This is a genomic window from Streptomyces aurantiacus JA 4570, from assembly GCF_000414115.1.
GTDB lineage: Bacteria > Actinomycetota > Actinomycetes > Streptomycetales > Streptomycetaceae > Streptomyces > Streptomyces aurantiacus_A.
The window spans coordinates 1-7,727 of sequence record NZ_AOPZ01000323.1 but is presented as its reverse complement, the minus strand read 5'-3'; the positions used below and the strand labels follow the sequence as shown (position 1 = coordinate 7,727).

The 7,727-nt window shown below is 69.9% G+C and carries 5 protein-coding genes; all 5 read right to left on the bottom strand.

The features are described from left to right. Positions 1-899: flavodoxin-dependent (E)-4-hydroxy-3-methylbut-2-enyl-diphosphate synthase (ispG, locus tag STRAU_RS28075; RefSeq protein ID WP_037662403.1), on the bottom strand; the 899-nt coding region annotated here is incomplete at its 3' end. Between the two features lie 237 nt (positions 900-1,136). Continuing rightward, positions 1,137-2,438 (bottom strand): M50 family metallopeptidase, encoded by a 1,302-nt coding sequence (locus STRAU_RS28070; RefSeq protein ID WP_016643797.1) that lies wholly within the window; start codon positions 2,436-2,438, stop codon positions 1,137-1,139. Next, positions 2,435-3,721, bottom strand: a complete 1,287-nt coding sequence (dxr, locus tag STRAU_RS28065) for a 1-deoxy-D-xylulose-5-phosphate reductoisomerase (RefSeq protein ID WP_016643796.1) — start codon at positions 3,719-3,721, stop codon at positions 2,435-2,437. Before dxr ends, STRAU_RS28070 begins: the two co-directional genes overlap by 4 nt. Positions 3,722-3,935: 214 nt before the next feature. Beyond that, positions 3,936-5,900, bottom strand: coding sequence for an acyl-CoA dehydrogenase family protein (locus tag STRAU_RS28060; RefSeq protein ID WP_037662401.1), 1,965 nt, complete (start codon positions 5,898-5,900; stop codon positions 3,936-3,938). A 199-nt stretch (positions 5,901-6,099) separates the two neighbouring features. Beyond that, the gene (locus tag STRAU_RS28055; protein ID WP_016643794.1) at positions 6,100-7,545 is read right to left on the bottom strand and encodes an aldehyde dehydrogenase family protein; all 1,446 of its coding nucleotides are present in this window, start codon (positions 7,543-7,545) and stop codon (positions 6,100-6,102) included. Positions 7,546-7,727 lie beyond the last annotated feature (182 nt).

Sequence of the window (7,727 nt, the reverse complement as noted above, 5' to 3'; positions counted from 1 at the left end):
CCCGCGGTGACCTCTTCGGCGAGCTTGTAGACATCCACCTGGGCGCGACCGCACGACGGACAGGACACGATCTCCAGGCGGCGCTGGCGCAGATTCAGCGACTCCAGGATCTGGATACCGACCTTGATCTCCTCCGCGGGCGGCGCGGACAGCGAGACCCGGATCGTGTCCCCGATGCCCTCACTCAACAGCGCACCGAAGGCCACGGCGGACTTGATGGTGCCCTGGAACGCCGGACCCGCCTCCGTCACCCCCAGGTGCAGCGGGTAGTCGCACGCGGCCGCCAACTGCCGGTAGGCATTCACCATCACCACCGGATCGTTGTGCTTCACCGAGATCTTGATGTCCCGGAACCCGTGCTCCTCGAAGAGCGACGCCTCCCACAGCGCGGACTCCACCAGCGCCTCCGGCGTGGCTTTGCCGTACTTGGCCAGCAGCCGCTGATCCAGCGACCCGGCGTTCACACCGATCCGGATCGGCGTCCCCGCATCGTTCGCCGCCCGCGCGATCTCCTTCACCTTGTCGTCGAACTGCTTGATGTTCCCCGGATTCACCCGCACCGCCGCACACCCGGCATCGATCGCCGCGAACACATACTTCGGCTGGAAGTGAATATCCGCAATCACCGGAATCTGCGACTTCCGCGCGATCACCGCCAACGCATCCGCATCATCCTGCGTCGGACAAGCGACACGCACGATCTGACAACCCGACGCCGTCAACTCCGCGATCTGCTGCAACGTCGCCCCGATGTCCGACGTACGCGTCGTCGTCATCGACTGCACCGACACCGGCGCATCCCCGCCGACAGCCACCGAACCGACCTGGATCTTGCGGCTGACCCTGCGGTCGGCCAGCTTGGTCGGTACGGACGGGATTCCGAGAGAAACGGCAGTCATCTGGCGTGCATCCCCAAGGTGTGGATCAAGGTCCCGAGTTCGGCGGGCACCGGGCTTCGCGGCTTCGTCAGTACTTCGCGGGTTCGCTTGTACATCGCTCATTCGCGGGTTCGAGATTACGGCAACCCACCCGGGGCGAGCACATCCCGCCCCGATGTCCACCCATTGGTGGGCGGGCCCGCACATACGAGGGCGGTCGGCCACACATCGTGGCCGACCGCCGCAAACATCGCGTGACTAGGAGATTCTCACCGGGTTAACCACATCCGCGATGAGCACCAGGATGGTGAAGCAGATGAAGATCCCGGCGACGACATAGGCGACGGGCATCAGCTTCGCCACGTCGAAGGGTCCGGGGTCGGGACGCCGGAACACCTTCGCCACGTTGCGCCGCAGCGACTCCCACAGTGCACCCGCGATGTGCCCGCCGTCCAGCGGCAGCAGGGGCAACATGTTGAACAGGAACAACGACAGGTTGAACCCGGCGAGCAGGAACAACATCATCGCGACCTGGTTCTGCGGCGGGATGTCCAGGGTGAACACCTCACCGCCGACGCGGGCCGCGCCGACGACGCCCATGGGCGAGTCCTGCTTGCGCTCGCCGTCGCCGAAGGCCGCGTTCCACAGGTCGGGGATCTTCGAGGGCAGCGCCACGATGGACTCGACGCCGTTCTCCATCATGTTGCCCATGCGGTCCACGGACTGGCCGAAGGACTGCTGGACGATGCCGGAGGCGGGCGTGAAGCCGAGGAAGCCGGCGTAGACGTACTTGCCCTCGACATAGCCGCCGTCGCCGTCGGTCTTGCTGACCTGGTTCTTGATCAGGTTCGCGTGCAGGTCGACGCGCTTGCCGTCCCGCTCGACGGTGAGCGTGGCGGGGCCGACGGTCTCGCGGATCTTCGACTGCAGGGCCGACCAGTCGCCGACGTCCTTGCCCTGGAAGGCGACGATCTTGTCGCCCGCCTTCAGGCCCGCGGCCTTGGCGGGCGCGGGCTTGTCGCCCTTCTCGCAGGTGTTGCGGTTCTGGCTCGCCTCGATGACGCAGTCCGAGACCTTGCCGACCGACGTCGTCTGCGTACTGATGCCGAAGGTCATCATCACGCCGAGGAAGATCACGACGGCCAGGATCAGGTTCATGAACGGCCCGGCGAACATCACGATCACGCGCTTCCAGGGCTTGCGCGTGTAGAACAGGCGGGTCTCGTCGCCCGGCTTGAGCTCCTCGAAGGCGGCGGAGCGCGCGTCCTCGATCATGCCGCGCCAGGGCGACGTGGAGCGTGCCTCTATTTTTCCGTCCGGGCCCGGCGGGAACATGCCGATCATGCGGATGTAGCCGCCGAGCGGGATGGCCTTGATGCCGTACTCGGTGTCGCCCTTCTTGCGCGAGAACAGCGTCGGGCCGAAGCCGACCATGTACTGGGGCACGCGGATGCCGAACATCTTCGCGGTCGACAGATGGCCCAGCTCGTGCCAGGCGATCGAGAACAGCAGCCCGATCACGAAGACGACTATGCCGAGGATCATCATCAAGGTCGTCATGCACGAGCCTCCGCGGTCGTCTGGTTCCTCGTCGCCGACGAGGTGGTCGTGGCCGTCAGTTCACGGGCCCGGGCGCGCGCCCAGGTCTCCGCTTCGAGGACGTCCGCCACGGTCAGGGAGGTTCCCGCGCTCGGTGTGCCGTGTTCGGCGACGACCTGGGTCACGGTCTCCATGATGCCGGTGAAGGGCAGCGCGCCCGCCAGGAAGGCGTCCACGCATTCCTCGTTGGCGGCATTGAACACCGCCGGGGCCGTGCCCGCGAGCTCCCCGACGTGCCGGGCGAGCCCGACCGAGGGGAACGCCTCGGTGTCGAGGGGGAAGAACTCCCAGGTGGAAGCCTTGGACCAGTCGAAAGCGGGGGCCGCGTCCGGGATCCGCTCGGGCCAGCCGATGCCGATGGCGATGGGGCCGCGCATGTCCGGCGGCGTCGCCTGGGCGAGCGTGGAGCCGTCGGTGAACTCGACCATGGAGTGCACGTACGACTGCGGGTGCACGACGACCTCGATGCGGTCGAAGGGGATGTCGTAGAGGAGGTGGGCCTCGATCACCTCCAGGCCCTTGTTGACGAGGGTCGCGGAGTTGACGGTGATGACCGGGCCCATCGCCCAGGTCGGGTGCGCGAGCGCGTCGGCGGGCGTGACGTCCGCCAGGTCGGCCTTCGTCCGGCCGCGGAACGGGCCGCCGGACGCGGTGACGACGAGCTTGCGGACGTCGGCGCGGGTGCCGGCGGCGAGCGCCTGGAAGAGCGCGGCGTGCTCGGAGTCGACCGGGATGATCTGGCCGGGCTTGGCCAGCGCCTTGACCAGCGGGCCGCCGACGATCAGCGACTCCTTGTTGGCGAGGGCGAGCGTCCGGCCCGCCTCCAGGGCGGCGAGCGTGGGGGCCAGGCCGATGGAGCCGGTGATGCCGTTGAGGACGGTGTGGCAGTCGCTCGCGGCGAGCTCGGTGGCCGCGTCCGGGCCCGCGAGGATGTCCGGCAGCGGCTCCCCCGCCCCGTACTCCTCCCGCAGCGCCTCGCGCAGAGCCGGCACGACGTCCTCGCGGGCCACCGCGACGGTCCGCACCCGCAGCCGCCTCGCCTGCTCCGCGAGCAGGGCCACCCGGCCGCCCGCGGCGGACAGGGCCGTGACGCGGAAGCGGTCGGGGTTGCGCAGGACGAGGTCGACGGCCTGCGTGCCGATCGAGCCCGTCGAGCCGAGGACGACGATGTTCCGCGGGCCGTCGGTTCCGACTGGGTCGAAGACGAGGTGCGGGTCGGCGAGGGGTGCGGGGCTTTCGCTCATGCCCCCATTGTGGCCGGAGCGGGGCCCGGATCCGACAGCGCCTCTCGGCTCCGGGCGCCGGGCCCTCGCGGGGCGCCCCAGGCCCGCCCCTTCCCGAACCAGGGGGCTTCGCCCCCTGGGACCCCCCTTAATCGCCGCTTCGCGGCTCGTCCTCAAACGCCTGGTCCTCAAACGCCGGACGGGCTAAAACCTTGCCGGACGCGGGCCGACCATGTCAGCGGATTGGGCGGTGGACGTTCTCCCCCCGTGCCGGGCCCGGTGTCGCGTCCGCGATCCACGGGCCGTCGCCGCTCGGGTCGATGACGCCCTGTTCCAGCCAGGTGTACGTCCCCGACAGGACGCCCTTGACGACCCTGCCGTCCAGTTCGTCGGTGTTGGTCCACAGGCGGCCGAAGAGTTCCTCGACGCGGATGCGGGACTGGCGGCAGAAGACGTCGGCGAGCTGGTACGCCTCGCGGCCGTACTCCTCGGTGGTGCGCAGGAGTTCGGCGCGTACGCAGGCCGCGCTCATCGCGAACAGTTCCGCGCCGATGTCGACGATCCGGCCGAGGAAGCCCTGCTTGGTCTCCATCCGGCCCTGCCAGCGCGACATCGCGTAGAACGTGGAGCGGGCCAGCTTGCGCGCCGTGCGCTCGACGTACCGCAGATGGCCCGACAGGTCCCGGTGGCCTTCCGGGTTGAAGTCGGCGTACGAGCGCGGGAGTTGACCCGGGCCTGCGACGAGCTTGGGCAGCCAGCGGGCGTAGAAGGCACCCGCGGCCGCCCCGGCCCTGGCCTTGTCGGACAGGGTCTTGTCCGGGTCGATGAGGTCTCCCGCGACCTTCAGGTGGGCGTCGACGGCCTCGCGGGCGATCAGCAGGTGCATGATCTCCGTCGAGCCCTCGAAGATGCGGTTGATGCGCAGATCGCGCAGGATCTGCTCGGCGGGGACGGCGCGTTCGCCGCGCGCGGCGAGCGACTCGGCGGTCTCGAAGCCGCGGCCGCCGCGGATCTGGACGAGTTCGTCGGCCATCAGCCAGGCCATCTCGGAGCCGTACAGCTTGGCGAGGGCGGCCTCGATGCGGATGTCGTTGCGGTCCTCGTCGGCCATCTGGGAGGAGAGATCGAGGACCGCCTCCAAGGCGAAGGTCGTCGCCGCGATGAAGGAGATCTTCGAGCCGACCGCCTCGTGGTACGCGACGGGCTTGCCCCACTGCTCGCGCGCGCTCGACCACTCGCGGGCGATCTTCAGGCACCATTTGCCGGCGCCGACGCACATCGCGGGCAGCGAGAGGCGGCCGGTGTTGAGGGTGGTGAGCGCGATCTTCAGGCCCGCGCCCTCGGGGCCGATGCGGTGGGCGGCGGGGACGCGCACCCGGTGGAAGCGCGTGACGCCGTTCTCCAGGCCGCGCAGGCCCATGAAGGCGTTGCGGTTCTCCACGGTGACGCCCTCGGAGGCGGCCTCGACGACGAAGGCGGTGATGCCGCCCTTGTGGCCCTCCGACTTCGGCACCCGGGCCATGACCACGAGCAGGTCGGCGACCACGCCGTTGGTGGTCCACAGCTTCACGCCGTCGAGTACGTAGTCGTCGCCGTCCGGCACGGCGGACGTGGCGAGGCGGGCCGGGTCGGAGCCGACGTCCGGCTCGGTGAGCAGGAACGCGGAGATGTCGGTGCGGGCGCAGCGCGGCAGGAACTCGTCCTTCTGCTCCTGGGTGCCGAACAGCTTCAGGGGCTGCGGTACGCCGATCGACTGATGGGCGGAGAGCAGCGCGCCGAGCGCGGGGTTGGCGGAGCCGACGAGCGCGAGCGCCTTGTTGTAGTACACCTGCGTGAGGCCGAGACCGCCGTACTTGGTGTCGATCTTCATGCCGAGCGCGCCGAGTTCCTTGAGGCCGTTGATCACCTCGTCGGGGATCAGGGCCTCACGCTCGATGCGCGCCCCGTCGATCTTCGTCTCGCAGAAGTCGCGCAGCTTGGCCAGGAATTCCTCGCCGCGCTGCGCCGCCTCGTCGGAGGGCATCGGGTGCGGGTGGATCAGGTCGAGCCGGAAGCGCCCGAGGAACAGCTCCTTGGCGAAGCTGGGCTTGCGCCAGTCCTGCTCGCGGGCGGCCTCGGCGACCTGCCGGGCCTCGCGCTCGGTGACCAGGGGCCCAGAAGGAGGGGAAGGAGGGGGCGGGGGTGTGGTTGGTGCGGACAAGAGGCTCACCTCGCCGCGAGTCGGGGTCGGGGGACCTAGCTGGATCGGGGCAGAACCGGATCATGGTTACTCACCAGTGCTACTCGATCGTTGGTACCCGATTCCGGGCATCCCCACCAGCCCTCGCGCAGCGAATGCGCGAGAACGGCCGGAGCCCCCGCACAGCGGGCTCCGGCCGTTCGTCCGTGACGCGGGGCAGCTACAGCTCGATGCCCGTCAGGACCATCACGCGCTCGTACGTGTAGTCGTCCATGGCGAAGCGGACGCCCTCGCGGCCGACGCCGGACTGCTTCACGCCGCCGTACGGCATCTGGTCGGCGCGGTAGGAGGGCGCGTCGCCGATGACGACGCCGCCGACCTCGAGGGCGCGGTGGGCGCGGAAGGCGGCCTGGAGGTCGTGGGTGAACACGCCCGCCTGGAGGCCGTACTTGGAGTCGTTGACGGCGTCGAACGCGGCCTGCTCGCCGTCGGCCTTCGTCACCGTCATGACCGGACCGAAGACCTCCTCGCAGGCGAGGGTGGTGTCGGCCGGCACGTCGGTGAGGACGGTCGGCGCGTACGCGGCGCCGTCGCGCTTGCCGCCGGTCAGGAGCTGGGCGCCGGCCCGGACGGCCTCGTCGACCCAGGACTCCACCCGCTTGGCCGCGTCCTCGCTCACGAGCGGGCCGACGTCGGTCTTCGGGTCGGACGGGTCACCGGTGACCTGGCCCTCGACAGCCTTGACGATCTTCGGTACGAGCCGGTCGTACACGGACGCGTCGGCGATGACCCGCTGTACGGAGATGCAGGACTGGCCGCCCTGGTAGTTGGAGAAGGTCGCGACGCGCGCGGCGACCCAGTCGAGGTCGGCCTCGGAGGAGAAGTCGCCGAGGACGACGGCGGCGCCGTTGCCGCCCAGCTCCAGGGTGCAGTGCTTGCGCGGCACCGAGTCCATGATCGCGTAGCCGACCTGCTCGGAGCCGGTGAAGGAGACCACCGGCAGGCGCTCGTCCTGGACCAGGGCGGGCATCTTGTCGTTGGCGACGGGCAGCACGGACCACGACCCGGCGGGCAGGTCGGTCTCGGCAAGGAGTTCGCCGATGAGGAGTCCGCTGAGCGGGGTCGCCGGGGCGGGCTTGAGGATGATCGGCGTGCCGACGGCGATGGCCGGGGCGATCTTGTGGGCGCACAGGTTCAGCGGGAAGTTGAACGGCGCGATGCCGAGGACGACGCCCTTGGGGAAGCGGCGCGTGAAGGCGAGCCGGCCCTGGCCGCCGGCGTCGGTGTCCAGGCGCTGGGCCTCGCCGCCGTTGAACCGGCGGGCCTCCTCGGCCGCGAAGCGGAACACCGACACGGCGCGGCCGACCTCGCCGCGCGCCCACTTGATCGGCTTGCCGTTCTCGGCGGAGATGAGCTGCGCGATCTCCTCGGTGCGCTCGACGAGGCGGCGGCTCACGTGGTCGAGGGCGGCGGCGCGGACGTGCGCGGGGGTCGCGGCGAACTCGTCGCGCACCGCGTAGGCGGCGGCGACGGCCTCCTCGACCTGGGCGTCGGTGGGCACGGCCGCCTTGCCGACGAGGCGCCCGTCCCAGGGCGAGGTGACGTCGAGCGTGGTCTCACCGGTGGTCTGGCGACCGGCGAGCCAGAAGGCGTGGATGGAAGTCATGAGAATCCCGGCCCTTCCGCGGTTTGGTTCTGGTTCGGCTGTACGGGGTCCACCGTAGGGGTGGAGGTTTCTGTCGGGGGTTGTCCGAGTCGGCGTACTCGGGGACGTTGCCGCGCCGGAATGTCAGGGCCGGGTGTGATGGGGCTGCGCCCCTTTCCCCCCTTTCGCCGCTCCGCGGCTCG

Bases quoted from the DNA above. Each gene is read 5' to 3' on its own strand.
- STRAU_RS28070 (WP_016643797.1), bottom strand. From the start codon at position 2,438: ATGACGACCTTGATGATGATCCTCGGCATAGTCGTCTTCGTGATCGGG.
- dxr (WP_016643796.1), bottom strand. From the start codon at position 3,721: ATGAGCGAAAGCCCCGCACCCCTCGCCGACCCGCACCTCGTCTTCGAC.
- STRAU_RS28055 (WP_016643794.1), bottom strand. From the start codon at position 7,545: ATGACTTCCATCCACGCCTTCTGGCTCGCCGGTCGCCAGACCACCGGT.